The 23,346-nt window shown below is 68.1% G+C and carries 24 protein-coding genes and 2 pseudogenes; 18 read left to right on the top strand and 8 right to left on the bottom strand.

Annotated elements, in window-relative coordinates:
- Positions 1–124: 124 nt before the first annotated feature.
- Positions 125–349, bottom strand: a complete 225-nt coding sequence (locus tag ABFX81_RS41430) for a hypothetical protein (RefSeq protein WP_346139657.1) — start codon at positions 347–349, stop codon at positions 125–127.
- A 93-nt stretch (positions 350–442) separates the two neighbouring features.
- Between ABFX81_RS41430 and ABFX81_RS41425 the strand changes: the two genes are divergently transcribed.
- The 4 genes from ABFX81_RS41425 to ABFX81_RS41410 all read left to right on the top strand — a co-directional run bounded on the left by ABFX81_RS41425 (position 443) and on the right by ABFX81_RS41410 (position 6,739).
- Positions 443–961, top strand: coding sequence for a hypothetical protein (locus tag ABFX81_RS41425; RefSeq protein ID WP_086854661.1), 519 nt, complete (start codon positions 443–445; stop codon positions 959–961).
- Positions 962–1,261: 300 nt separating this feature from the next.
- The gene (locus ABFX81_RS41420) at positions 1,262–1,459 is read left to right on the top strand and encodes a hypothetical protein (RefSeq protein ID WP_086854662.1); all 198 of its coding nucleotides are present in this window, start codon (positions 1,262–1,264) and stop codon (positions 1,457–1,459) included.
- Between the two features lie 778 nt (positions 1,460–2,237).
- A complete protein-coding gene (locus ABFX81_RS41415; RefSeq protein ID WP_086854663.1) occupies positions 2,238–2,585 on the top strand; it encodes a CU044_2847 family protein in 348 nt (115 codons plus the stop codon).
- Between the two features lie 5 nt (positions 2,586–2,590).
- Complete coding sequence (locus ABFX81_RS41410; RefSeq protein WP_346139656.1) at positions 2,591–6,739, top strand: nSTAND1 domain-containing NTPase; 4,149 nt, start codon at positions 2,591–2,593, stop codon at positions 6,737–6,739.
- A 177-nt stretch (positions 6,740–6,916) separates the two neighbouring features.
- Here the strand turns inward: ABFX81_RS41410 and ABFX81_RS41405 are convergent, their stop codons facing one another.
- Together ABFX81_RS41405 and ABFX81_RS41400 are read right to left on the bottom strand one after the other, a co-directional pair.
- Positions 6,917–7,120 carry a hypothetical protein gene (locus tag ABFX81_RS41405; RefSeq protein ID WP_086854665.1) on the bottom strand — a complete coding sequence of 68 codons (204 nt, stop codon included), beginning with the start codon at positions 7,118–7,120 and terminating at the stop codon, positions 6,917–6,919.
- A gap of 230 nt (positions 7,121–7,350) precedes the next feature.
- Positions 7,351–7,755, bottom strand: coding sequence for a DUF6336 family protein (locus ABFX81_RS41400; RefSeq protein ID WP_086854666.1), 405 nt, complete (start codon positions 7,753–7,755; stop codon positions 7,351–7,353).
- A 303-nt stretch (positions 7,756–8,058) separates the two neighbouring features.
- Here ABFX81_RS41400 and ABFX81_RS41395 point away from each other — a divergent pair, with 303 nt between their 5' ends.
- From ABFX81_RS41395 to ABFX81_RS41370, 6 genes and pseudogenes are all read left to right on the top strand, one after another.
- Positions 8,059–9,183 carry a NucA/NucB deoxyribonuclease domain-containing protein gene (locus ABFX81_RS41395; RefSeq protein WP_346139655.1) on the top strand — a complete coding sequence of 375 codons (1,125 nt, stop codon included), beginning with the start codon at positions 8,059–8,061 and terminating at the stop codon, positions 9,181–9,183.
- A 59-nt stretch (positions 9,184–9,242) separates the two neighbouring features.
- Complete coding sequence (locus ABFX81_RS41390) at positions 9,243–9,713, top strand: hypothetical protein (protein ID WP_346139654.1); 471 nt, start codon at positions 9,243–9,245, stop codon at positions 9,711–9,713.
- A gap of 14 nt (positions 9,714–9,727) precedes the next feature.
- Positions 9,728–9,978 (top strand): annotated as a pseudogene (locus ABFX81_RS41385) (telomere-associated protein Tap); the annotation flags it as partial.
- Between the two features lie 12 nt (positions 9,979–9,990).
- A complete protein-coding gene (gene tpg, locus ABFX81_RS41380; RefSeq protein ID WP_086854669.1) occupies positions 9,991–10,548 on the top strand; it encodes a telomere-protecting terminal protein Tpg in 558 nt (185 codons plus the stop codon).
- A gap of 143 nt (positions 10,549–10,691) precedes the next feature.
- Entirely contained in the window at positions 10,692–10,925 is a 234-nt protein-coding gene (locus tag ABFX81_RS41375) for a hypothetical protein (protein ID WP_086854670.1), read from the top strand.
- Complete coding sequence (locus ABFX81_RS41370) at positions 10,925–11,065, top strand: hypothetical protein (protein WP_346139658.1); 141 nt, start codon at positions 10,925–10,927, stop codon at positions 11,063–11,065. The genes ABFX81_RS41375 and ABFX81_RS41370 overlap by 1 nt, the downstream gene beginning before the upstream one ends.
- On the opposite strand, the pseudogene ABFX81_RS41365 reads toward ABFX81_RS41370, so the two are convergent.
- The 3 genes and pseudogenes from ABFX81_RS41365 to ABFX81_RS41355 all read right to left on the bottom strand — a co-directional run bounded on the left by ABFX81_RS41365 (position 11,024) and on the right by ABFX81_RS41355 (position 13,622).
- A pseudogene (locus ABFX81_RS41365) lies at positions 11,024–12,022 on the bottom strand (IS481 family transposase). The gene ABFX81_RS41370 and the pseudogene ABFX81_RS41365 overlap by 42 nt on opposite strands.
- Positions 12,019–12,528 (bottom strand): hypothetical protein, encoded by a 510-nt coding sequence (locus ABFX81_RS41360; protein ID WP_086854671.1) that lies wholly within the window; start codon positions 12,526–12,528, stop codon positions 12,019–12,021. The pseudogene ABFX81_RS41365 and the gene ABFX81_RS41360 overlap by 4 nt, the downstream one beginning before the upstream one ends.
- A gap of 20 nt (positions 12,529–12,548) precedes the next feature.
- On the bottom strand, positions 12,549–13,622 hold the full coding sequence (locus ABFX81_RS41355; RefSeq protein WP_086854672.1) for a DNA polymerase III subunit beta family protein: 1,074 nt from the start codon (positions 13,620–13,622) through the stop codon (positions 12,549–12,551).
- A gap of 26 nt (positions 13,623–13,648) precedes the next feature.
- On the opposite strand from ABFX81_RS41355, the gene ABFX81_RS41350 reads away from it, so the two are divergent.
- The 5 genes from ABFX81_RS41350 to ABFX81_RS41330 all read left to right on the top strand — a co-directional run bounded on the left by ABFX81_RS41350 (position 13,649) and on the right by ABFX81_RS41330 (position 17,707).
- Positions 13,649–13,861, top strand: coding sequence for a hypothetical protein (locus tag ABFX81_RS41350; protein WP_086854673.1), 213 nt, complete (start codon positions 13,649–13,651; stop codon positions 13,859–13,861).
- Between the two features lie 16 nt (positions 13,862–13,877).
- Positions 13,878–14,069 (top strand): hypothetical protein, encoded by a 192-nt coding sequence (locus ABFX81_RS41345; RefSeq protein WP_086854674.1) that lies wholly within the window; start codon positions 13,878–13,880, stop codon positions 14,067–14,069.
- Positions 14,070–14,670: 601 nt separating this feature from the next.
- On the top strand, positions 14,671–15,786 hold the full coding sequence (locus tag ABFX81_RS41340; RefSeq protein WP_346139653.1) for a bifunctional DNA primase/polymerase: 1,116 nt from the start codon (positions 14,671–14,673) through the stop codon (positions 15,784–15,786).
- Positions 15,783–17,309 carry a phage/plasmid primase, P4 family gene (locus ABFX81_RS41335; protein WP_086855114.1) on the top strand — a complete coding sequence of 509 codons (1,527 nt, stop codon included), beginning with the start codon at positions 15,783–15,785 and terminating at the stop codon, positions 17,307–17,309. The genes ABFX81_RS41340 and ABFX81_RS41335 overlap by 4 nt, the downstream gene beginning before the upstream one ends.
- A complete protein-coding gene (locus ABFX81_RS41330) occupies positions 17,306–17,707 on the top strand; it encodes a DUF6009 family protein (RefSeq protein WP_086855115.1) in 402 nt (133 codons plus the stop codon). Before ABFX81_RS41335 ends, ABFX81_RS41330 begins: the two co-directional genes overlap by 4 nt.
- 135 nt (positions 17,708–17,842) lie before the next feature.
- Here ABFX81_RS41330 and ABFX81_RS41325 read toward each other — a convergent pair whose 3' ends face one another.
- Positions 17,843–18,073: a hypothetical protein gene (locus ABFX81_RS41325; protein ID WP_346139652.1), complete on the bottom strand. Its 231-nt coding sequence runs from the start codon at positions 18,071–18,073 to the stop codon at positions 17,843–17,845.
- 829 nt (positions 18,074–18,902) lie between these two features.
- Between ABFX81_RS41325 and ABFX81_RS41320 the strand changes: the two genes are divergently transcribed.
- Entirely contained in the window at positions 18,903–19,367 is a 465-nt protein-coding gene (locus ABFX81_RS41320) for an OmpA family protein (protein ID WP_086855116.1), read from the top strand.
- Positions 19,368–19,400: 33 nt separating this feature from the next.
- Here ABFX81_RS41320 and ABFX81_RS41315 read toward each other — a convergent pair whose 3' ends face one another.
- Entirely contained in the window at positions 19,401–20,015 is a 615-nt protein-coding gene (locus tag ABFX81_RS41315) for an AfsR/SARP family transcriptional regulator (protein WP_346139651.1), read from the bottom strand.
- Positions 20,016–20,432: 417 nt separating this feature from the next.
- Between ABFX81_RS41315 and ABFX81_RS41310 the strand changes: the two genes are divergently transcribed.
- Together ABFX81_RS41310 and ABFX81_RS41305 are read left to right on the top strand one after the other, a co-directional pair.
- Positions 20,433–22,817, top strand: coding sequence for a cyanobactin maturation protease PatG family protein (locus tag ABFX81_RS41310; protein ID WP_346139650.1), 2,385 nt, complete (start codon positions 20,433–20,435; stop codon positions 22,815–22,817).
- A 249-nt stretch (positions 22,818–23,066) separates the two neighbouring features.
- On the top strand, positions 23,067–23,267 hold the full coding sequence (locus tag ABFX81_RS41305) for a hypothetical protein (RefSeq protein WP_086855580.1): 201 nt from the start codon (positions 23,067–23,069) through the stop codon (positions 23,265–23,267).
- Positions 23,268–23,346: the final 79 nt, after the last annotated feature.

The raw sequence follows: 23,346 nt of genomic DNA, 5'->3' as shown, positions 1-23,346 counted from the left end.
AAGCCGTAACGCGGCCGTTCGGCGATCAGCGACAGCAGGCACAGATCGAGCACTCCGCGCAGCAGCTGACTACGACGCTGGTCACCGGTAGCGGGCAGCCCCTTTGTCATGCGGTACAAGATAGTCAACCATTGTCATGCGCCGCAAGATACTTGCGGCGCATGACAAGGCTCAGGGCGTCGGCCAGCCATTGCTCCAGGGCGTCGGCGGCACCGCACACGTGATCTGCGCGGCCGTCGCTGCCCTGCGCCTCTGCGGCGTCGGATAGTTTGTCGCTGACGTTCCAGCAGACGGTCACGTGGTTGGCCGGCTCTCCCGGCTTCCATACCTCTTCACCCGCCAGCACCACACGGCATGCTGTGGCGTTCGCCCCCAACAGGTCCAACCAGGGTTGAGCTGCGCACCGGTCTCCACTCAGGAAGCCTCCAAGCCGCGTTTCACCATGGCGGACATCGAGCGGGAGCTCCCTGGGCTACCCAAGGGCTTCACGGGCAGGCTCCCCGGCATCCTGGCGCTGGAGTCGGCAACGTGGGGCGGATCCAGCGGCACGACGGCGGAAGGCAAGTGGTGGCGTGAGCTGCACCGGGAGATCCGCCAGTACCGGGAGGCCAAGACGCTTATGGAGTACGTCCGTACCACCGCACGACTCATCACCGCTCAGGCCGGGGCGACGCTCCCGACGCCCGCCCTCCCCGAACCGGCGTCGGTGCCGCAGCCCACTCCAGGCCCGTACGTCGATGAGGCGCTGATAACGGACCTGGAGGACAAGGACGCTGTCTTGCGGGTGGGCAAGCTGCTCGCCCTGGTCCGCGAGCTCAACTCCAACTACGCCGACCAGCACCCCTACGCCTGCCAGATGCTGCTGCGCGCGATCCTCGACCATGTGCCGCCGGCCTTCGGGGAGCGCACGTTCCAAGGCGTGGTCGCCAACGTGTCGTGGGAAAGGACCGACAAGGCGTAGTCAAGAAGCTCTCGCCGACTTCCGCTACGGCGCCGATGACGTTTTGCACCGGCAGTCAGCGTCCATCCGAGCCGCATTGACATGCACGATCTCCCGCCCAGCACGTACGTCAACGCGCTGCTCCAGGGCGTGCTCGTTCACCTTTCTGCTGTCCCGGAGCCACAGGGCTCGTGAAGATCGGGTAGCCGTCTTCGAGACGTGCTTGTTCCAGCGGGTGGTGCCAGCCGCCCCGGTACGGCCTCAGGGCGGGGGCCGACGCCGATACGGGGCCTCCTCCCTGGATCTGCCACCCCGCGGCTAATGGTCGAGGACGGGGAGATCGGCTGGTCGGAATACCGCATAAGCTTCGCCGAGTGGCTGTACCGCTATCTGATCGGCGAGAACATGGGCGGCCCCAACAGCTGCGCCTTCTACCCGGGCCCCGTAAAGCTCGAACACCTTCCGATGACCGCCGACGAACATCCCGAGCCCTGGTACGGCCCAGACCGCGGTATGTGATGCGTCAACAGCACGGGCAAGAAATGGCAGCCCCAAACGAGATGACCTCTTACTGTGCTGCGGACCGGTCACGGTGCAGGCCGAGTCCCAAACCTTCCACGTCACTGGCCTCGGCCTGCGCGAGAGCAGGCGGAAAGGGTCCAGTGAACGGGCTCTAGCGGCGACCTCGGGAACGTCCGCTGTCAGTCCGAGGGGCAGACGGGTTCGTCTGATTTGTCGGGGAGGTAGGCCGTGCGCTCTCCCGGGGTGAGCTCGCGGTTGAAGGTGCGGCAGATGTGCTTGATGGCCTGGGCCGGTTTGAGGGGGGCATCTGTGCGTCATCCCCGGACTTTGCCAGCGCGAGGGGGCGAAGGACGTCGGCAAGGTCCAGCAGTTCTCGAAGGTCGCCCCGCGTCTCGTTCAGATCGCTGATCATCCGGTCCTGGCGTCGGTGCACCTCCCGGTTCTCCTCACGCAGCCCGGTGACGCCCCCTTGGATGAGTTCGAGGATCTTCAGGCGGCTCTGGTGACCTCGCCGTGCAGTGCGTCAACCCGACTGTCGGGTCGTCGAGACGTTGGAGTTGTTGCCGTATCGCAGCCAGTTTCTTCATCGCGTCGCCGAACGCGTCTTTCCACCTCACGTGACCCCCTGGTTACTCCGGGCAATGCGACCGCTCGAATCTCCCCACGAAGACTTCATCCCCATTTGGATCGCCTCGGGATGCGGCGTAAGGCGGATCTTGCGGATGCTAGTGGCGTCCGGAAGGTGCGCGTGGGAGGCGGAGGAGGCGTTGTCGTTGTGGCACCTCTGACTCGGATTCCGCTGGAGGGTGGGGGTTTTCTTTTGGTCGAGCAGCCGGCCATGGGGGACGGGCCGGTTAAGGCCGGCCGTGCCGGTGATGCCGTGCGTGAGTTGCCGGGGACCCTGCAAGCGGCGCTGGAGCCGGTCACCGAGGCCGCACGCGCCACCCTCGACCAGCTGCGCAAGGCCTACCCCGACGGGATCACCGTCGAGTTCGGTGTCGATCTCGCATTCGAGGCCGGGGCCGTGATCACTAAGAGCCAGGCCGGCTGCCATTTGAAGGTGACCATGTCATGGCAGAGCGGCGTCGCTGATCACCCGCCCACGGGCGGGGGTACGGGCTAATCTCGATGGCCAGCGGAGAGAGCAAGCCCGGCGGCGGCATGGCAGCGGATCTGCTGGCTGCCGTGGCCCAGGTCCTGGGGCCGGACGGTGTGGTGGCCGGGGCGGGGTTTTTGGTGGCCGAGGCAGTTGTGGTCACCTGCGCTCACGTCGTGACGGCGGCCTCGGCCAGGCCTGGGCAGACGGTTGTGCTGGCCTTCCCTCATGTGGAGGGTGCCGAGCAAGTTGAGGGGCACGTGCTGGGTGAGCTGTGGCGCGGCGCCGAGGACGAGGACGTGGCCTTCATCCGGCTGAGGAGCATGTCGGCGGGGATGCGGATTGTGCCGTTGGGGTCAGCGGAGGGGTGCCGGGGCCATCAAGTGCGCTCGTTCGGGTTTCCCTCCCAGGCGCCGCCGCAGGGGCACTTCGGTTTCGGTGTGGCCGGCGATCTGCTGCCGCGCCCGGACGGCCGGGGTGCGCATCTGCAGCTGACCGCCGCCAACGACCTCACCACGGGTTTCAGTGGCGGGCCTGTCCTGGATGAGGTGACCGGCCTGGTCATCGGCATGCTCACCGAGATCACCGCCCCGGACGCGTACGAGCGGGGTCAAGGCATCGCCTACGTCACACCGGCGCAGGTGCTGCGGGGGATCTGGCCGGAGCTGGCCGAGCGGGAGGTGTGTCCGTACCGAGGGCTGGAGCCGTTCACCGCCGAGCATGCCCGGTGGTTCCAGGGACGTAGGGACGCGGTACGGCAGGTCGTGGCGAACCTCGCCCAGCAGCGGCGGCTGACGCTTCTGCTGGGGCCGTCGGGGTCGGGCAAGTCGTCGTTGATCCAGGCGGGAGTGCTGCGCGCGCTGGCGGCGGGGGAAGTGCCGGGCAGTGACCGGTGGCTGCCCGTGCTCACCCGGCCCGGGAAGGACATGCTCGCCGAGCTCGAGCGTGCCGGGCTGCCCGGGGCTGGTGAGGAGGGGATCGAGGCGGCGGTGCGTCGCAGGCTCGCGGCCGAGTCCGCTTGTGAGCGCATCCTGCTGGTCATCGACCAGTTCGAGGAGTTCTTCACCCAGCCGGGCAGCGGCCGCCAACGCCTGAAATCGGCCGTCGCCGACCAGATCGTCATAGCGGTCGGCTCCCCCACCCCGCTCGGTGTGATCCTGGTGATGCGCGACGACTTCTACCCCCAGCTTGCCGCTAAAGAGCCAGGACTGCTAGAGGCCGCGATGCCCGGACTGCTCAATGTGCCGGGCACTTTGAGCCAGCAGGACCTGCACGACATCATCACCCTGCCCGCCTTGGACGTGGGGCTGCGCTTCCAGCCGGGGCTGCCCGAGCAGATCATCACCGACGTCCTGGCCACCACGCCCGAGGCGACGACCACCCGCCAGGCGCCCGTGACGGTGTTGCCCCTGCTGGAGATGACGCTCAGCCAGCTGTGGCTGAGGCGGCAGGACGGCTACCTCACCCACGAGGCGTACCGCCGCATCGGAGGGGTCAGCGGAAGCGTGACCACCTGGTGCGACAGCGCACTGAGCGAACTGGCCCCCGAGCAACGAGCCATCGCACAGCGGGCCTTGACGTCCCTGGTACACCCCTCTGACCCCAGCCACAACATCACCGCCGTCCGCACCCAGGTCCCCCTGGACGAGTTGCGCGAGTTGGCGGCCGGCCCGGGCGAGGCCCCCGACGGTGAGAGGACGGCGGTCGACGACGTCATCGCCACCCTCACTCGTCATCGCATCATCACCACCCAAACCCTTCAGACTTCGCAACGCCCCAGCGCTCATCCTGGGGAACCGGTGGCCGAACTGATCCACGAGGCGCTCATCCGCGACTGGGGCGCGCTCCGTCAGTGGGTTGATCAGGACCACCGCTTCCAGGAATGGCTCGACCACGCTCGCGAGCGGCAGGCCCACTGGGCCACCGCCAAGGATCCGGAAGACCTGCTGGGTGGGACAGCACTCGCCGAGGGCCTCGAATGGGCACGGCGGCGCCGCCTGCCAGCCGAGATCACATCCTTCGTTGCCGCCAGCAAGCAACGCCACAGGGCCGGCATCCGCCGCAGCAGACAGCTGAACGTGATTCTCGGCGGTCTGCTGATCCTCGCGCTCGTGGCGGCGGGAGGCGCGCTCTGGCAGTGGCGGACGGTCATTGCCGCACGACAAGCGGACCTGTCCCGACAGCTAGCCGCCCAGTCCGGCGAACTCCTCGAAACGAACCCGGAACTCGCCGCACTGCTGGCCGTCAAGGCGTATCGCACCAGCCACACGCCCCAAGCACTTGCCAGTCTGAACAGGGCCGCGGCCTTGCCGACGCATCGTCGCCTGTCCGGGCACACCGGCGAGGTGCGGGCAGTGGCGTTCAGCCCCGACGGCCGCACTCTCGCCACCGGCAGCGCCGACAAAACCGTCCGCCTGTGGGACACAGCCACCGGCAAAACCCGCACCACACTCAAAGAGCACCCGGAGCCGGTGACGTCGGTGGCGTTCAGCCCCGACGGCCGCACACTCGCCACCGGCAGCGCCGACAAAACCGTCCGCCTGTGGGACACAGCCACCGGCAAAACCCGCACCACACTCAAAGAGCACCCGGAGCCGGTGACGTCGGTGGCGTTCAGCCCCGACGGCCGCACCCTCGCCACCGGCGGTCTTGATGCGACCGTACGTTTGTGGGACACGGCCACCGGCAACGAACGCACCCAGCTCACCGGACATAATAAGGCGGTGAACGCGGTGGCGTTCAGCCCCGACGGCCGCACACTCGCCACCGGCAGCGCCGACAAAACCGTCCGCCTGTGGGACACAGCCACCGGCAAAACCCGCACCACACTCAAAGAGCACCCGGAGCCGGTGACGTCGGTGGCGTTCAGCCCCGACGGCCGCACCCTCGCCACCGCCGACGACTACGACGCTTTTCTGAGAGACGCAGCCACCGGCAAGAAACGCACCACACTCGAAGACTCAGGGCCCTTGGTGGGTTTCAGCCGGGACGGCAAGACCATCGCCACGTCGAGTTACGTAGGCGGCGTACAACTGTGGGACGCAGCCGCTAGAACGCCTAGAGCCGCCCTCTCCGGACACTCAGGAGTGGTTCTCTCAATGGCCTTCAGCCCGGACAGCCGTACTCTCGCCACCGCCGGCCGCGACAAGACGGTACGTCTGTGGAACGCGGCGACCGGCAAGGAACGCACTTCGCTCACCGGACACGGCAAGTCGGTGTACGAGGTGGCGTTCAGCCCCGACGGCCACACCCTCGCCACCGCCAGCGCCGACAAAACCGTCCGACTGTGGAATACGGCCACCGGCAAGACTCGCACCACACTCACCGGACACGATAACGAGGTGAATTCGGTGGCCTTCAGTCCCGACGGCCGCACCCTCGCCACCGGCAGCGATGACAAAACCATCCGGCTGTGGAACACGGCCACCGGCAAGGAACGCACCACGCCCATAGAACACGACAACGCGGTGTGGCGGGTCGACTTCAGTCCCGACGGCCGCACCCTCGCCACCATCGGAAGTAACGGCAACGCACACTTGTGGGATGCATCCACCGGCAAGGAACGCACCACCTTCGAAGGAGACGACGACGCGGTGAACGCGGTGGACTTCAGCCCCGACGGCCGCACCCTCGCCACCGCCGGGGACGACGGAACCATTTACCTCTGGAACCCATCCACCGGCAAGGAACGCACCACCTTCAAAGGAGACGACAACGCGGTGTACGAGGTGGCGTTCAGCCCCGACGGCCGCACCCTCGCCACCGCCAGCGCCAACAAGACCGTACGCCTGTGGACTGCAACCACCGGCAAGGAACTCCACACTCTGACCGCCCAGACCGGATCGGTGAACGCGGTGGACTTCAGTCCTGACGGCCGCACCCTCGCCACCGCCGGGGATGACGGAACCATTTACTTGTGGGACACGGACACCGGCAAGGCACGCACCAGCCTTACCGACCCCGCGCGGGATTCGTACTCGCTGGCTTTCAGCCCCGACGGCCGCACCCTCGCCACCGCCAGGTTCGACGGGACAGTGCGACTGTGGGACGTCAACTCCTCCCTCAGACCAACCCAGGCAATCAAGCAGATCTGTCGTACCTTCAACCGCGAGCTCACTCCGGGAGAGCGCACGGCCTACCTCCCCGACAAATCAGACGAACCCGTCTGCCCCTCGGACTGACAGCGGACACTACGAAGTCGCCATCTAGCGACTCCTCCGCCCTCGCCGCATAGGACACGATGTTGGAGCGTCAGACGTAGCTCGCCCAAGGCGAGTCCCTTGTAGCGGCAGTCCGCGGAACGATGCGTAGCTCGCCAGACGCATCAAGATCGCTACACCGTAGTGAGCAATCCCTGCTCACTGCCATGCCCCGGCCCGACGAACCGGACCCGCGACCCGGGCCACGTACGGCTTGCCTGTCATCAGGTGCCACACTTCGGGCCCCACACCGGCGGTACGTACCTCGACGAGCACCTCGTCATCGCCCGGCACGGGGCGGTCGATGTCACGCAGGTCCAGGGGATCCTCCGACCCGTACGTATCCTGAACGATCGCCTTCATGGCCGTAGCTCCCCTTTGCGGTCTCCGACACTGAACAACCCAGGTTGCACCGAGCACACCATTTACTCCGAGCATCCCGACGGATCGAACGTCTGATTAGATTCCTCAGTACGGTTGTGGTGCGAGTTTTCCTACGGCGGACGCCCTACCGGTCGACGACCGTTCGTCGGCGAGGGCAAGCTGGCGGCCCGTCATCTCTAGGCGGTCTCTGAACTCGGCCGCCTTCTCGGCTAGTGGCCGTGCAACCAGCTGCCGTAGGGCGCGGCATCCACGAGGTGGGACAGGCCAAGTGCGGCAACCCCAAGAACGACCAGAAGCATCCCCAGACGCATAAAGAGGGGGCCTACGACGGTCACCGCGGCGGTCTGTCCGGTGATGGTGCGCCAGTCCCGCCAGCGTCGAATGTCGCCCCCACTGGTCCACCAGAATCCAGCACCGACCACGAACGAACATGCGCCGAAGAGGCCGATACCGCTGACGATGGAGAGGAACTCTTGTCGGTCGTGGTGGTCGGCGATGCACAAGGCCGTCACTGCGAGCGGAACCGTGCCCACCAGGCCGAAGAGAGCCCCTCGCCATACAACGCCACTCAGTCGCAGCCGAGGAGTTATCACGCGGTCGTCGTCCACCCTCATGACGGCACCTTAAAACGGCGAGCTGATCTGTCCGTACTTGCACGCTCGGACCGCCACGATCTGGCGTCCGCGCACACTGGCGGCCGACAGGGAGCCGCGGCACCCGAGCTGATCAACCAGGGCGGCGCGCCGCCTGCGGATGGTGGCTGCCAGCACGCGAGCACCGTTCACTCATGGTCAAAAAAGATCAAATTAGGATGCTATGTATGCGCTTGCTGTGCTTGCATGAAGTCAACGCGGCTGGGGGAGGCGTGAGTTGAGCGTGTTACCCCTGCTGCTGATGACCAACACCGGGGGTACAACTTGAGATCGACCAGCAGCAAGCTGATTGCTACGGCAGCGACCCTGACCATCGCAGCCGCTGGCACCATCGCAGCTTCCGCTCCCTTGAGCGGGGCCAGCGGTAGCAACGAGATCACCGTCACTGCGAGCCGGGCGACGTCCGACTTCACTGCCAACAACTTCAAGGCCCAGGCGGTCACGCCGCGTGCGGGCGAGCCGGCCGGGTACTGCAAGCAGCCCAACCCCATGACCACTGCAGTCAATCGCACCATGGACTGCTACCACGCGCCCGTCCAAGTCGACGTGAAAAAGAACGGCCGCAAGGTCGGAACCGCCAAGTTCACCGTGTGGCACGAGATCCATCTCAACCTCAAGAGCGTCAAGTGGTCCGAGAAGATCACCGTCAGCAAGGCCACCATCACCGGGAACGCCAAAGGCATCGTCACCACCTTCACCCCGTCCTGCGGCTCCGGCTGCCAGGTCCGCGCCGGCGGCGGCCTCGCTTCCCCGTTCACGCTGAACGGCTCGGCCCACACCGGATCGGCCAGCCACACCTTCACGGTCAGCAAGGGCCATCCGCGCTCCAGCCACACCCGCTACGAGTTCGGCTTCAAGAAGCCCGGCTACAGCAGCGGTGAAACCGCCTACGTCGGCTCCACCTACCGCTGCGACGACGAGGACCGCCAGTACGGCGCCGGCTGCGTCTACCCCACCCGCATCTCGGTCGAGAAGGACTGGACCAAGCTGTCCGACATGGCGAACCTGCCTGGGATCGGCGACAACATCCGCAAGGTCCAGCGCGCCGGACTCCACATCGGCCGACCCGGCTCCACTGTTGCCCTCACCCGGGCCACCAAGGCCAAGGCAGACGAGAACCGCAAGGAGGTCTGCGGCCCCAGCGTCAAACCCAAGCCGGGCGACATCTGGTGGACCGTCGACCCCAACGACGACGGCACCAAGCCCTCCTGTGACGAGTACCCGTTTGCTGAGACCACGCAGGGCGGCAACACTTACAACCCGCCCAACCGGTCCATCAAGTGGGTGCCGCTGAAGGAGAACCGCCAGCAGGGCGGCATCCTGCGGACCTTCTTCGGCCGCTACCACCTCCTGCCTGGAGACAAGTTCTACGTGCAGGCTGGCCAGTAGCACCGCCACCCCGGCACCGGCAGGCCCCTCGCGCCCCGCGGCGCGAGGGGCCTGACCCCGTGACAGAGAAAGCAACGCCCATGCCCCAGATCCGGCCGGTGAACGAATACACCGGAATGGCCACACTGAACCACGCCTTCTATGTCGTGGACATGGGAGAACCCGAGGGCATCGCCCTGCCCTCCATGACCTCCGACACCCGCATCACGGCCACCGACAGCAACAGCTGCCTGACCATCACCGCCGGGTCGAGCGAGTGGGAGCCGGTCAAGATCAGCTTCCTCGTCTACGACCAGGAGCCCGTGCCGCTGCCGGGGGAGTGGAGGCACACCGAGACCTTCACCTGCACCGCCACCGACACCCCGGCCAGTTTCACGACGGGAACCGACCCCGACGACATGTTCCAGGACCCGCCGCCGGATGACCTGTTCAACAGGCCTGGCCTCGAGCCTCCCTACCACTGGAAGGGCCGCCTCCTCATCGCTGCCCACGAGGTAGAGGAACACGTCCTCCAGTTCTGGCCCGCTTAGGATTCAACTCGTCGGTCGCGGTCCTTTCCGACTGCGTTGTGTATGCGGCCGACGGCACCGGCCGCTGGACTTCCTGCCCTACCGGGACGGCAAGCCGCTGCCCGGCGGCTTCAGGCCCGGCATCAACCCGGGCCTGTTCAAGCACGAGGGCACCCAGAACGTCCTGTGCGGCGAAGAGGTCCGCGAGCGGTTCAACGCCCCGGAGCTCAACCTCACCCGGTACATCAAGGACGGCACCGTCACCGACGTCGACAACGGAGAGTAGGAAAGGGCGACGATGAGCCTGTTCGGGGACGGCCTGGAGGCCGCGGTGCAGAAGTCGTTCACCCGCCCGGCGCCCAAAAGCGCGGGCGCGCAGATGCGGTACCTGGTCAAGCAACTCAAGGGCACCAAGCCGGTAGCCCAGATGCTGCGCATCTCCCAGCGCACCGTCGAACGGTACGTGAAGAACCAGATCAAAAAGCCCCGCCCGGACCTCGCCGCGCGCCTGGAACGCGAGGTGAAGAAGCGGTGGCAGCCGCAGATCCGCGCCCGCGCCAAGGAGCGGGCGGCGACCACCGGCGGCATCATCATCGACACCCGCACCCGGATCGGCTACACCGCGCCGGTTGGCTCCACCGACGACGCCCGGCTCCGGCATCTGACCGTCGCGCTCCCGCCGCAGTACGCCGCCCGCCTCTTCGACGCCCAGCAGGCCGGCGCCAGCGACCAGCAGCTGCAGCAGATCGCGGCCGAAGGCCTCAGGGAGATGTACTTCCAGGACGGCGGCCGCCGCGCCGGCCAGCTGGAGGAGGTCCGCTTCACAGACATCGAGCACATCGAGTTCGACCTGTAGCCAGCCGCGCCCGAACAGCACGCGAGCCCTGGACCCGAGACGGTCCTGGACTCACTCAGATCGGTTCGTCAGGAGTGGTCCCCAGCACCCGGGGCGGCCGATACCGTTGGGGGAGACGCCAGTTCTGCCCTCTGGAGCCCCCGATGAGCGAACAGCCGGCACCCACCGATCAAGCCCGGCAGCAGCTGGAGCCCGCGGCCGCCGACGGGTTGCGCGCGTACGCGGCCAAGACCCGCGCCAACGCCGACCAGTTCGCCGCCGTCCTGGAGGACATCGCGGAGAACGGTCTGCCATCGGAGGAGGACTGCACGCCGTGGGAGGAGCTGCGCGAGGCCCACCTCGCCCGGCTCGCCGCGCAGCGCCCGGCCGTCGCCTGATGGCCCCGCACCGCGCCCGGATAGCCTTCTCCGACTCCGCCGCCAAGCAGCTGGAGAACATCACCAGCGAGGCGGAGATCCACGCCCTGGACCGCGCCCTAGTTGTAGGCGGCCATGACGTTGGTGACGCCGTCCGGTAGTCGTGCTGCGGGTGGCTGGTTCCCGAGCGCGGTGTGCGGTCGGTGGTAGTTGTAGTGGATGATCCAGCGGCCCAGAAGGTAGGAGCGTTGGGCTTCTGACGTCCACGTCCGGGCGTAGAGGAACTCTTCCGCCAGGATGCGGTTGTATCGCTCGACTTTGCCGTTGTGACGTGGGGTGTAGGGCGCGATGCGCTAGTGCCTGGCGCCGAGGAGTGCCCGGGTGAAGCTCTCGGCGCGGTAGCAGGCACCGTTGTCTGTCACGATCCGTTCGATGCGTGCGATCCCGTGTGCGGCCAGCCAGGCGCGCGCACGGTGGAGAAAGGCGATCGCGGTGGTGGCCTTCTCGTCAGGCAGTGCTTCGGTGTAGGCGAGTCGGCTGTACCCGTCTATGGCCGAGTGCAGGTAAACGTAGCCGCCACGGCCGGGCTTCCTTCTCCGGTTGACGGTTTTGGCCTGGTCGCTGCCGCGTCCGTGTGCGCGCCAGCCGCCACCGTCAGGGATACGACCTACCTTCTTCACATCGACGTGGACCATGTGGCCTGGCCGTCGAGCTTGGATCTTCCGCGGTTGTCGGTTGACCTCACCGTTCGGGTCGATGAACCGGCGTCGGTTGATGCCGAGCTCAGCAAGGTGTCTGCTGACGGTCCGTCGGCTGATTGACGTACCGGCCAGAGCCAGCTCGAAAGCGATCCGGGACGCGGACCACTTGTGGGTCCGGCGCAGCTGTTCGATGAGGACGAGGACCTCGGACGGCGTCGCGGTCGGCTGGTAGTGCGGCGTAGAAGAGCGGTCCTCCAGCCCGAGTTCGCCGTGGCTGCGATATCGATTGACCCACTTTGATGCACACGCCCGGGAGATCCCCATCTCGGCCGCGACATGCGCAATCGGCCTCGTCCGGCAACGCTCGATCAGCCGACGGCGCCCCTCGACGGTGAGGGGCGCGTTCCGATGCGTCACGCTGTGGGACCGGGTGCGGAGGGCCGCTTGGTGATGTCCCGCTGGGAGATGGCCTCTGCCACCTCGTCGAGGGCGGTGCGCAGGGAGGCACCGTATGCATCCTGGGGGAGGTGGTGGGCGTGCTCCTGGGCTGCGTTGATGTGCTCGGTGGCCGCGTTGAAGGATCCGAGGCGGCGGTAGTTGTCGGCCAGGTTGAGGTGGAGGGATGGGTAGAACCCGGCGATGTGGAGACTGGCGTGGTGCTCCTGGGCACGCTGTTCGGTCACGGCGTCGGCAGCGTCCAGGGCCCGGACGTCCCAGGCGAGGGCCTGGGCGGGATCTTCGTAGAGGTCCGCCAGATAGTGGGCGAGTGAGCAACGGTGCAGCGGGTCCCCGGTAACGCCGATCTCCGACCACAGGTTCAGGAGTTTGTGGCGGGCGGACAGGATGTCGCCCGTTCGACCTTCGACGACGGCTTGGCCGATGGCTTCCATGGTCGGATCGGGGCTGGCAGGTGTGGTGGTCATGAGGTTCCTCGTCGTCGTTCTCAGGCTGAGTGGTCGAGCTTGATGGGCATGGCCAGGGTGGTGAGGTCGCCGCGGTCGGCGGAGCGGATCGTGACGGGCTGGTTGTGTCCCCTAAGGTCGAGCATCACGTCGGGGCCAATCGCCGTGCTCACGGCGGGATAGAGCGTGGTCATCTCGAACCGGATCTGGCGGGCCTCGCCCGTCACCGTGGCGGAGAGCGGGATTCCGGGGTGTTCGTCGTTCGGGGACCGGACGTTCACGCTGTGATCGGTGATGTGCAGTACGACGTGTTCGTTGGGGTGCTCTTCCAGAACCCGCAGCAGCAGGTCCTTCGAGATCGTCACGCGGGTAGTGACATCGTCCAGGGACTCAAGCATCAGACGGTGGTCGGGGAACTCCACAGGCAGCGTCCGGCAGTGCCGGTCCTCCCGCTCGGGCATGCGCAGCCAGATCCCGTGCGGCACCGCTTCGATGCGAATCAACGCACTGCGCCGGACGTCGGCTACCGCAGCCCGGAGGTCGTCGCCGTCGACCGTGCCGGCCCAGGTCTGCTCCGCCGACCGCGCCGGCACCAGGGTCCGAGTGGAGAGCCGGTACCGGTCGGTCGCCGTCAGGACGATCGCCTCGTCACTCGCCTCGATGTGCAGGCCGGCGAGCACCGCCATCCCCAGCTCGTACGCGGTCGCAGTCAGAACCTGCTCGACCGCATCCGCCAGCACGGGACCCTTCAGCGTGGCAATCAGCAGACCAGGCACGTTGCCGCCGAGCGCGGACTTGATGACCGCCGCCTTCCGCCGCGCCGCCGCCGCATCCCCTTCGATCTTGGCGACATAGTCGTCGAGCAGCCGTGCCGCCTCGTCCGCCCCGGCGGCAAGGACCGCCTCGACCGCAGCAAGGGGCATGGCGATCTCGCGGAGCTGGCGCAGTGTGGTCGCCCGCTCCAGCTGGGCGGCGGTGTAGTAGCGGTAGCCCGTGACCGGGTCTACGTCGGCAGGGGGCAGCAGCCCGGAGTCGGCGTAGAACCGCAACGCGCTGGAGGTCAGGCCACTGCGCTGCGCGAAGACCCCGATGGGCATCAGCTCGGAACTTGGCACCCCACCATCATTGAGCTTCAACCAACTTGAAGGTCAACATCGACGTGGTGCGTCACCAACGTCATGGCCAGCAACACCTAGTCGTCATTTCCGTCGACCCGGACGCCGGCGAGCCGATCCCCGGCGACACCGCCGGCCCCCAGCTGCGCCAGTACACCGACGAAGTCGAAGCCGTCCGGGTCCTGTACTTCGTCACCGCGCTGCGCACCGTCGTTGTCGTGGCGTACATCGAGGTCTGACCAGCGAAGGACCGCAGTGCCGTCCATCGTCCAGGAGCTCTCCGGCCACCGCGACCTCGGAGGGGGCCGCACCCTGTTGGAGTGCCCCTTCAAGGCCACCGTGCTCCGCGAAGGCCCCGCACAGGACTCCCGGTCCGGCGCGGCCTGGCGCGCGTGCCTGTGCCCCGTGCACACCGTGGACCTGGACGAGTGGGCCCGGCGCCGCTAGGACTTGATCGAGTACTACGCCTCACCTATGCACAGCGGACCCGGGGCTTCAGTCGCTTCGGTCGCTTCGGCGAGACGATTCCTCAACAACCTGAGAGGGGAAAGCTCCTCTGCCAGCCGGGAAACGTTGAGAGTTCCCCGGGCCCGGTCGCTTTGGTCGCTCGGGTCGCTGCGCGGGCCACTGGCCAACGACTGAACGGCCAGCGACCCAGAAAGACTTCAGTCGCTGCCGATCAACGACGATGAACTCGCAGGTCAGCTCGTCGCGCTCACAGCGGCAGCGACTGAAGCGACCCGGACTCGCTATATACGAGCTCCTCAAGGGGTGTGCGTGTGCGTTATAAGCAGAGGGCTTCAGTCGCTTCAGTCGCTGTTCTGGCTTTCTCGTTCTTCTGACCTGGCGTTTTGCGGAAGCTTCTGGGCAGCGACTGAACCGCCCCTCGGTAGCTGGGTCCTCTCCCAGTCGCTGGCAGGCTGTCCGCCTGTCCGCGTCATCAACACGGCGTTACCGACGTTCTGCATGTGTTCCACGACCACACCGGCCCAGTTCGCTAGTCTGTGTCCGTCGTTGAGTCGCTTCGGTCGCTGATAGGGGATAGCAGATGCCTGCTGAGCTGCATCTTTCCCACAGCGACTCAACAGAACCGGCCCCGCGTGGGCCTTCAGTCGCTTCGTCCCTCGCCACAGCGCAGTGGTGTGCCCGCCGAGGCTGGCCTGTCCACCCCCTTGCCCCGGGCCTCAAGAAGCCAGCTGCGAACTGCCGCCCCTGCCGGGACAGCACCCATGCACCGGCAGACTGCCCCTGCCCTCGAGCGGGCCGCTGGTGCCACAGCTTCCACGCAGCCACGCTCGACCAGAGTCGCATCCAGCAGTGGTGGGGACAGCACCCCGAGTACGGCATTGGTGTGTCCTGCGGCCCGGCCGGCCTGGTGGTCATCGACATCGACGCGCACGCCTGTGAACCCCCTGCACGAGACCGGATCTTGCCTGGTATCCCCATCAGCAACGAGGTCGATCTCACCGGCCTCGCCAACGGCTTCCACACCCTGGCCGTGCTCGCAGCCCTCCGGGGCCAGCCGAGTCCCGCCGACGACACGGCCACCCTTCGCGTGCGTACTCCCTCCGGAGGACTGCACGTGTGGTACCGGTCCACCGACAAGCGCCAGTGGCTGTCCTCAGCTGGCTCCAGCCGGGGCCGCGCCCTGGCCTGGCAAGTCGACATCCGCGCCCACGGGAGCTACATCGTCGCTCCCGGCACCACCACCCACCACGGCACCTACACCCCCGTCGACGACGTGCTCGAGCCCGCCGCCCTTCCGCTGTGGCTCAGCCAGGAACTTGACCGCACTGGGCACCTGCCCGCTCCCACCGTTCCCGCCCCCCGGCCGGTCCCGCCCCGCGCCCAGCAGGCCGTTCTCGCTGCCGGTGGCGGCCGCGGGCGTACCGAGCGGCTCCTCGCCAGGCTCCTCGCGCCGGTCGAGGCCTGCGGCCAGGTCGCCGAAGGCGCCGGCTTCTCCGACGTCCTCAACCGCGCCGCCTACACTCTCGGCGGCCTCGTCGCGGCCGGTCGCCTCCCGCAGCAGGAAGCCGAGCAGGCCCTCAAGGACACCGCGGCCGCGGCCCGCCCGGGCCAGGAGCAGCGCATCGACCAGATCATCCGCAGCGGACTCGCTGCAGGCCTGAACAAGCCGCTCCACGCCACGGGGAGGCACTCGTGACGTCCCCCGGTAACGTGCCGCTCTTCGAGTTCGACGCCGAAGCTGTGGCCGCCCAGATCCGGGACCAGGCCGCAGCCGTGCCGGTCCCCGTCCCTGCACAGGGCACTGCTGAACGCCCTGTCGGCGAAGCAACCGCCAACGGCCTGCTGCCGGACACCCTGACCGACCGCGGCAACGCCAAGCTGTTCGTCAAGCTCTACGCCAACGACTACCGGCACGTACCCAAAATCGGCTGGTACCGGTGGGACACCACCCGCTGGCAACTGGACGAGGACGACAGCGTGCAGTGGGCTGCCGGCGACCTCGCCGAGAACATCGCCTCCCACGATCCCCGGGGCCTGTTCACCACCACAGCCCTGCACAAACACCGCAGCCGCGCCATGTCGACCGCCGGCATCAACGCCATGCTCGCCCAGGCCAGGTCCGCTCCCGGCATGTCACTGAAACCCGACCGCTTGGACGCCGACCCCTACGCCCTGTGCACGCCTCAAGGGATCGTCGACCTGCGCACCGGCCTGGTGACCGCCCCTGACCCGAGCAAGGACTTCCACTCCCGCTCCACCACCGTCGGCCCCCGGCACATGCCCACCCCCCGCTGGAACCGCTTCCTCACCGACACCTTCGGCGACGACGCCGAAGGCCAGGAAATGATCGACTACCTGCAGCTGCTCCTCGGGTACTCGATCACCGGAGACGTCGGAGGCCAGGTCCTGCCCTTCCTCTTCGGCACCGGCAAGAACGGCAAGTCCGTCCTCCTGGACGTCTCCATGAAGCTGCTCGGCGACTACGCGGACGCAGCCCCACCCGGCTTCCTAATGGCCAAACCGTTCGAAGGCCACCCGACCGACCTCGCAGAACTCCACGGCCGGCGCGTCTACGTCTGCTCGGAGATCAGGCCCGAGGACAAATTCGACGAGGCCCGGGTCAAACTCCTCACCGGCGGTGACCGCATCAAGGCCCGCCGCATGAGGCAGGACCCCTTCAGTTTCGAACCCACCCACAAACTCTGGCTGCTGGGCAACCACCGCCCGGAAGTCGGAACCGGCGGCTTCGCGTTCTGGCGCCGCATGCGCCTGATCCCGTTCGAGCGCGTCGTTCCCGACGAACGCAAGATCGACAACCTGGCCGACCTCCTCGTCATGGAGGAAGGCCCCGGCATCCTCGGCTGGCTCATCGAAGGCGCCCGACGCTACCTCGGCGGCGAAAAGGACCTCACCGGCCCCGAGCGCGTGCGCATCGCCACCACCGCCTACGCCGAAACCGAAGACCACACCGGCCGCTTCTACAAGGAACGCTGCCGCCTGGGCCGCGACCTGCGCGCCGAGCAGACCACGCTCTACGCGGCCTACACCCACTGGTGCCACAATGAAGGGGCACCAGCCATCTCATCGCGCGCGTTCGCTTCCCGCACGCGGGACCTGCTGGGAATGGCCTCGCCCAAGGAGATGATCCTGTCCAACCAGCGCAAGCACTACCCCGGCATCGGACTGCTCACCGACGAGGAAAGGGACGTTCCCGCATGAGCTCCCTGATCAGCGCGGACGAGATCAGGCACGAAACCGAAATTGTCTGGTTGGAAGACATCGACGACCTCGACTACGTCCGTCAGAGCCTGGACCGGCTGCCCAACCGCAAGAGCAAACCCGCCTACCATCGCGACGGCCGCATGGTCGGATACGCCATCCTCGGCGACACAGCCAAAGCCTCCCGCGCCTCCGGAACCTTCCGCCGCCGCGTGTTCTGGGTCCTGCCACACGACCGCGACAGCGACCCCGACGGGCTCTATGCCAGGAGCGCGCCCGCCGAAGCCGTCGACCCGCGCACCGTCGAGCCCTGTGTCAAAGGCTCCAAGACCGAACGCTCCGAAGGCGGCCCGCCCTCCCTGGCCATGCAGGAACTCGGCATACAGCTCCCGCTGTAACTCCCAGGCCGCTCGCCGGCCCCCGGAGTGTGGCGAGCACCGGTGGAGCGCCGAGCCGTCGACGGCGGCCAGCTCGAAGGGCCGGGATCGGCCCCGCGCTGGGCCGGTCGGCATCGGTCGCCGTGCAGCTTCCCCTCAGGTGGTGTGCCTGCACCTGCACCACCTTGCGTGGGCGAGTCGAGAAGGGCGTGGCACTGGTTCCATCAGCTCACCCACTCCATGGCCGACACCGCCCCGCCCGAAGCCGCGCCCGAAGCCGCGTTCCTCGAGGGCCTGGAGATCGTCGCCCTTCTGGGTGGGCAGCGACTCCGTGCCGCGTACGTCCTTCTCCGTCGGGCCCGGGAACTGGAGCAACTCCTTGGCCATCGGCGACCCTCTCGCCGCGCACACGCGATGACAACCTCGCGGCGTGCAGCCTCGGCCCCGACCTCATCGAGGTCCCGTTCATCGGGCGCCGCGACGGCGATCCAAAGCTCCGGCTCTACAGCACCCCATGGACCACAGCGTCGCTCTGGGACCACCACGTGCGAGATCGGCGGCAGGCCGTGCTGTTGGAGCCCTCGCCCCGGATCGCCGCAACGAGCCGCTCGTCCGCGTTCCTCGACTGTTCGTCATTGGCCTCGATGGCATGCTCTACAACACGTTCCTGACGACGGCGACGGGCGTCTGGACCGCGCTCCGGCGGATCGGCGGGACGCCGCCGAAACTCGCCCACGTCGTCACCGCGTGTTGCCAGGGGACCGGTGACGTTGAGGTCCTCGCCGTGGCACGCGACGGCTCGTGTGGGCGACCCACTGGGACTCCGCCCTGCTCGACTACGTGCCGATGGAACGCCTCACCCTGCTCGACCTCGTCTGACCGTCCGTCAGACTCACCGCGCATGTCAACGTTATCGGCGTCGCCCCCGCCCTCGCCGGCGCCACCACCGCCGCCTTCAAGCTGGGCAACACCGGCGCGGCTCGGCGGCACGCTCATCGCACGCCGGTCTCGGTTGTGCACAGTGATGACCCTCGTTGGCCTCCCGCGGTCGCTGTGTCGCTGCGGCTTCCCGGTCCCGCTCGCGGGTGGTGACCGGTTCCCGCGTCACCGGCCGGGCGGGCGACCTGGTGGCGGCGGAGGTGCACGAAGCACGGGCGGAGCCGAAGCTGTAGCAGGGGGGCGCAGCCTACGTCAGCCCTCCGAGAGGAAGACCCGCATGTCCTCGCAGCACACGACCGAGGTCGACGGCTATCTGTCCGGCCAGTTCGACTTCGCCACCGCCCTGGCGACACACAGCCAGGCCCTGCAGGACGACGCCATGAACGCCGCCCTGGCGGTGGCCAAGGCCGAGAAGTTCTCTGGAACCTTCTGCACGATCACTGTTGTCGGCCACTCCGACCGTGACGACACGCCTGGCCTGACCCAGGACCAGCGCCGGGCCAGTGAGCTGAACGCGAGCACGAAGCGCGCCGAGAGCGCCCGGGACTGGATCTTTGCGCAGGCCCGCCAGCTCCTCATCGACGACGGCCAGCCCGACCCGGGCACGATTTCGGGCCTGACACGTTCCTTCTTCTTCACCCAGCCCGCCGGCGCTGCCCAGCTGAAGAAGCCCAACCCCGCCTCCGAGACGGACCGGCAGCGCAACCGGCGCGTGGCGTTCCTGGCCTGCTTCCTCAACTGAGAGCGCGGCGCGCTTGCCGCGGCGTCGGGAGCTTTACGCCGAGATCGCGTCCTGCACCAGCCGCGTCATCAGCGGCGACGGCTCGACTTCCAACTCACGGCGCAGCAACTTCCGGTACTCCTGGTAGCGCTTCACCGCGCAGGCGTGGTTGCCCTCCGCGAGATGGATCTCGACGAGGATGCGCTGCGCCGTCTCCCGTATCGGGTCGATCTGTGTCGCGGTCAGCGCCGTCTGATACGCGTCCAGGTACTCGCCCTCTCGGCGCAGCTGCTCTGCCAGCCCTTCCAGCGCGTGCAGCCGCAGCTGGTCCCAGCGCTCCCGCTCCAGGGGCAGCCACTCGTCCGGCCAGTGCGGCAGCAGTTCGTCCCGGAGCCGGGACACCAGCTCCTCGCGTTCCAGCGTAGGCGCGCCGTCCGTCACCATGCGCTGGGCCGATTCCCGTACGAGACGCAGGTCGACCTCTACGATCGGGGCGAGCTGCAACCGCCGGTCCACGCACTCGATCGTTGTTACGGGCCCGGCGCGGCGCCCGTGGCACAGCGCGGTCCTGAGGTTCGCCAAAGCCCTGCTCGGGGTGCAGTCGGGCCAGAGCAGCTCGGCTGCCGCACCCCGGTACACGCCGGCCGTGTGCACGGCGAGCAGAGCCAATAGGCGTTGTGCCCCCGAGGGGAGGGGAATGCGGCTTCCGGCGTATGAGAGTTCGAAGGTACCTAGCAGTTCGAGGTATACGCCGTTCGATGACACATTCCTCACTGTGCAACCGGCCGGTGGATCACGCATCCGCGCCTCGCCCGGACGGCACCCCGGTTCGCGGGCTCTGCGACGCGGGCCGCACGAGTTCCGCATTTTTCCGAGCCCGCCGGAGCACCGCCCTGACCGGCTGCCAAACGCCGCGGAGGTGCTCCTGGCAACGAACCGGAAACGCTCCGGCCACGCGGTTTGGACGTTCCGGGTGACGACCCGCGAACGACGCCGTTCGACGCTTGTACCGACACGACGTCCCCATGACGTCCGCGACCCTCCACCTCGGTGCCCCGACACCCCGGATACGGAAGGCAGGTCGGGATGAAGCCTCGGGAGATCCTCGGTGAACTCCGCACACGGCCCGGCGGGCCGTTCGGCGATCCCCGGGTGTGCGTGGCACTGCTCGACGGCCCCGTCGACCTTACCCACCCGTGCTTCGCCGGCGCGGATCTCACGCGCCTGGACACCGTGGTGCAGGAACCCGCCGGGAAGGGGCCAATGTCCCTGCACGGCACCCATGTCGCCAGCCTCCTCTTCGGCGTGCCGGAGGGCCCCCTGCCCGGGCTCGTCCCGCGCTGCCGGGGACTGCTCCTGCCGGTCTTCCGCGACGGCGGCGACGGCCGGGTGCCCCAGCTGGACCTGGCCCGCGCCATCGAGCGGGCGGTCGAGGAGGGGGCGCACGTCATCAACATCAGCGGTGGCGAACGGGCCGCAGACGGCCAGGCCGACCCGCTGCTCGACCGGGCTCTGCGGCTCTGCGAGGACCACGGCGTCCTGGTCGTGTCCGCCGTCGGGAACGACGGCGCCGACACCCTCCAGGTGCCGGCCGCCCATCCCACCGTCCTGGCCGTCGGCGCCACCGCGACCGACGGCAGCCCGCTCGACATCAGCAACTGGGGTGCCGCCTACCGCACCCACGGAATTCTCGCTCCCGGCGACGACATCGAGGGCGCCGCCCCCGGCGGCGGCCTCGCCTCCCTCACCGGAAGCAGCTTCGCCACCCCGCTCGTGGCTGGCACGGCGGCGCTGCTCGTCGCCGCCCAGCTGGCCGGCGGCGGCGCGGCGGACCCGAAGGCCGCGGGGCACGTGCTGCTCGCGACGGCCATCGCGCCCGACTGCGCCGACCCGGACCTCCCGGCCTGCCGCCGTGGGCTCGGCGGCAGCCTTGACGCCGTCCAGGCGCTCGCCCGCGTCACCAGGAAAGAGGAGACAGCCGTGACCACTCCTGCAGCCGCTTCCGACCCCACGCCGAACGAGACCCCCGCGCCCCCTCCCGCATCGGCGCCGGCGCCGGCGCCGGCGCCCGCGCCCGCGGTCGCCCCGGCCGGTTACGAGGCCGTCGCCCCGGCGGCACATGGAACACCCGCGGCACCTGTACAGCAGGCGCCCGCACAGCAAGCTCCAGCACCGGCCCAGGCCCCGGCACCGGCCCCGGTCCAGGCCCCGGCTCCAGTCCAGGCCCAGGCCCCGGCTCCCGCCCCGGCCCAGGCCCAGGCCCCGGCCCAGGCGCCGGCACCGACCCAGCCCCCGCCCGTGGCCGCGCCTTCCCCCGCACCCCTCCCACCCGCATACGCCTCAGCACGCTCCGGCGTACGCCCTGCGTGCGGATGCGGCGGCGACCCGGCCGGATGCACCTGCGGCGGCGAAGGCGGTGGTACGGCGGGGGGACGCCAGTTGGTCTACGCGATCGGCACCATCGGCTTCGACTACCCGACCGAGGCCCGCCGCGACGGCTTCCGGCAGCAGATGCCGTACATCACGACCGAGGTCAACGGCGAGGAAGTCGAGCAGGAGCCCGATCCGTACAACGTGAACCAGCTCCACGACTACCTCATGGGCGCACCCTGGGCCTGCGACAAGCTCACCTGGACCCTCGTCATGGACGGAGCCACGGTGTACGCATTGGAGCCCGAGGCCCCGGTGGCCATGGACTGGGGCCAGCCGCTGGTCCTCCCGGAAGACGTCCAGAGAGAGCGCAGGCCAGCCACGGAGCTCGCCGCCGCGAAGGACAGGCCCTTCGACGAACTCGTCGCAATGCTGGCCAGTGCCCCAGTGTCGCCCGTGTACCGCGTGTTCCGCGACGCCATCGCGGGGCAGGCCATCAACGTCGACCGCCAGCCGGACGACCGCGCCGCCTACATCTCACGGGTGTCCATCCCGGGTGTCCTCACCGGACGCACCACCCGCCTCTACTCCGGACAGATCGTGCCGGTGGTCGAGGTCAAGAGCCGAGGCCTGTACACGTGGCACGAGTCCCTGCTCGTCGACGCCGTCATCAAGGCGATCACGGACGAAGCCACAAATAACATGACCGAGGTCCGGAACCTGGAGGAGCTGAGACTGACCATCCGCTCCTTCCTGGACAAGATCTACTACCAGTTCCGCAACCTGGGCCAGACCTCCGCCGACCGCGCGCTCAACTTCATGGGCACCAACACCTACTCGTTCAGCAACATGCTCGCGCAGGGGCTGCTGTCCTCGAGCAAGGTGCCCGGATCCAGCAAGAACCTGTACGCGCTCGACACGGTCACCGTCACCAAGAGCCCGTACTGCCGCATCGGTTCGGACTGCCAGGACGTCACCGTGACCTTCTACGACCCGGAGGACGAGCGCAGGTCCCGGCTTTCGTACCAGTTCACCATCGACGTGAGCGACGAGCTGCCGGTCACCCTCGCCCCGGTCCACACGTTCCTCGGCTCCTACTGACCCGCTGATCACGAGAGGAGAAACCCATGAACGCCCATCCCACCCCATACCCACGGCCTCCGGGAATGCCACCGCTGCAGACCCGTCCGGTCCGCCGAGACGAACACGAGGCCGCAGGCGGGGACCCCCGTACCGGCGTCGGGGCAGCCAAATCCCCCTGCGCCACCATGACCGGCCCGGCCAGGCAGATGTGCTACTCGAGCTACGGCGTGGCCACCTGACCGGAGCCTTCGAGGAAAGGACACCGTGATGTCCGACGAGACCCACACCACCCAGGACTCCGGCAGCGGCCCGCCCCGTCGGTCCGCACCCGGACAGCTCCGGCTCGAGCTGCCCCAGCAGTCCGCCCCCATCGAGCGCGGCCGACGCCCCGAGGGTTACGACGCCACCGGCGGTGCCCAGGCCAGCGGCATCCTCGCCAAGCTGCTCCCCGACATCCTGCCGTTCTGAGGGCCACACGCCCCGGGGCAGGAGACGAAAGGAAGGGAAAGCACCATGTTCAACGAGAACGAGACCAAGGACAGCGGCA

The organism is Streptomyces coeruleofuscus (assembly GCF_039532725.1).
GTDB lineage: Bacteria > Actinomycetota > Actinomycetes > Streptomycetales > Streptomycetaceae > Streptomyces > Streptomyces coeruleofuscus.
Note: the sequence above shows the minus strand (reverse complement) of the source record. Positions and strands in the feature narration are given on the sequence as shown.

What these genes read in the sequence shown, in the direction of transcription:
- ABFX81_RS41370 (WP_346139658.1), top strand. Translation starts at nt 10,925, where the DNA reads ATGGCCCCGCACCGCGCCCGGATAGCCTTCTCCGACTCCGCCGCCAAG.
- ABFX81_RS41375 (WP_086854670.1), top strand. Translation starts at nt 10,692, where the DNA reads ATGAGCGAACAGCCGGCACCCACCGATCAAGCCCGGCAGCAGCTGGAG.
- ABFX81_RS41310 (WP_346139650.1), top strand. Translation starts at nt 20,433, where the DNA reads ATGAAGCCTCGGGAGATCCTCGGTGAACTCCGCACACGGCCCGGCGGG.
- ABFX81_RS41325 (WP_346139652.1), bottom strand. Translation starts at nt 18,073, where the DNA reads ATGGCCAAGGAGTTGCTCCAGTTCCCGGGCCCGACGGAGAAGGACGTA.
- tpg (WP_086854669.1), top strand. Translation starts at nt 9,991, where the DNA reads ATGAGCCTGTTCGGGGACGGCCTGGAGGCCGCGGTGCAGAAGTCGTTC.
- ABFX81_RS41405 (WP_086854665.1), bottom strand. Translation starts at nt 7,120, where the DNA reads ATGAAGGCGATCGTTCAGGATACGTACGGGTCGGAGGATCCCCTGGAC.
- ABFX81_RS41400 (WP_086854666.1), bottom strand. Translation starts at nt 7,755, where the DNA reads ATGAGGGTGGACGACGACCGCGTGATAACTCCTCGGCTGCGACTGAGT.
- ABFX81_RS41340 (WP_346139653.1), top strand. Translation starts at nt 14,671, where the DNA reads ATGCCTGCTGAGCTGCATCTTTCCCACAGCGACTCAACAGAACCGGCC.
- ABFX81_RS41360 (WP_086854671.1), bottom strand. Translation starts at nt 12,528, where the DNA reads ATGACCACCACACCTGCCAGCCCCGATCCGACCATGGAAGCCATCGGC.
- ABFX81_RS41410 (WP_346139656.1), top strand. Translation starts at nt 2,591, where the DNA reads ATGGCCAGCGGAGAGAGCAAGCCCGGCGGCGGCATGGCAGCGGATCTG.
- ABFX81_RS41420 (WP_086854662.1), top strand. Translation starts at nt 1,262, where the DNA reads ATGGTCGAGGACGGGGAGATCGGCTGGTCGGAATACCGCATAAGCTTC.
- ABFX81_RS41425 (WP_086854661.1), top strand. Translation starts at nt 443, where the DNA reads ATGGCGGACATCGAGCGGGAGCTCCCTGGGCTACCCAAGGGCTTCACG.
- ABFX81_RS41320 (WP_086855116.1), top strand. Translation starts at nt 18,903, where the DNA reads ATGTCCTCGCAGCACACGACCGAGGTCGACGGCTATCTGTCCGGCCAG.
- ABFX81_RS41305 (WP_086855580.1), top strand. Translation starts at nt 23,067, where the DNA reads ATGTCCGACGAGACCCACACCACCCAGGACTCCGGCAGCGGCCCGCCC.
- ABFX81_RS41330 (WP_086855115.1), top strand. Translation starts at nt 17,306, where the DNA reads ATGAGCTCCCTGATCAGCGCGGACGAGATCAGGCACGAAACCGAAATT.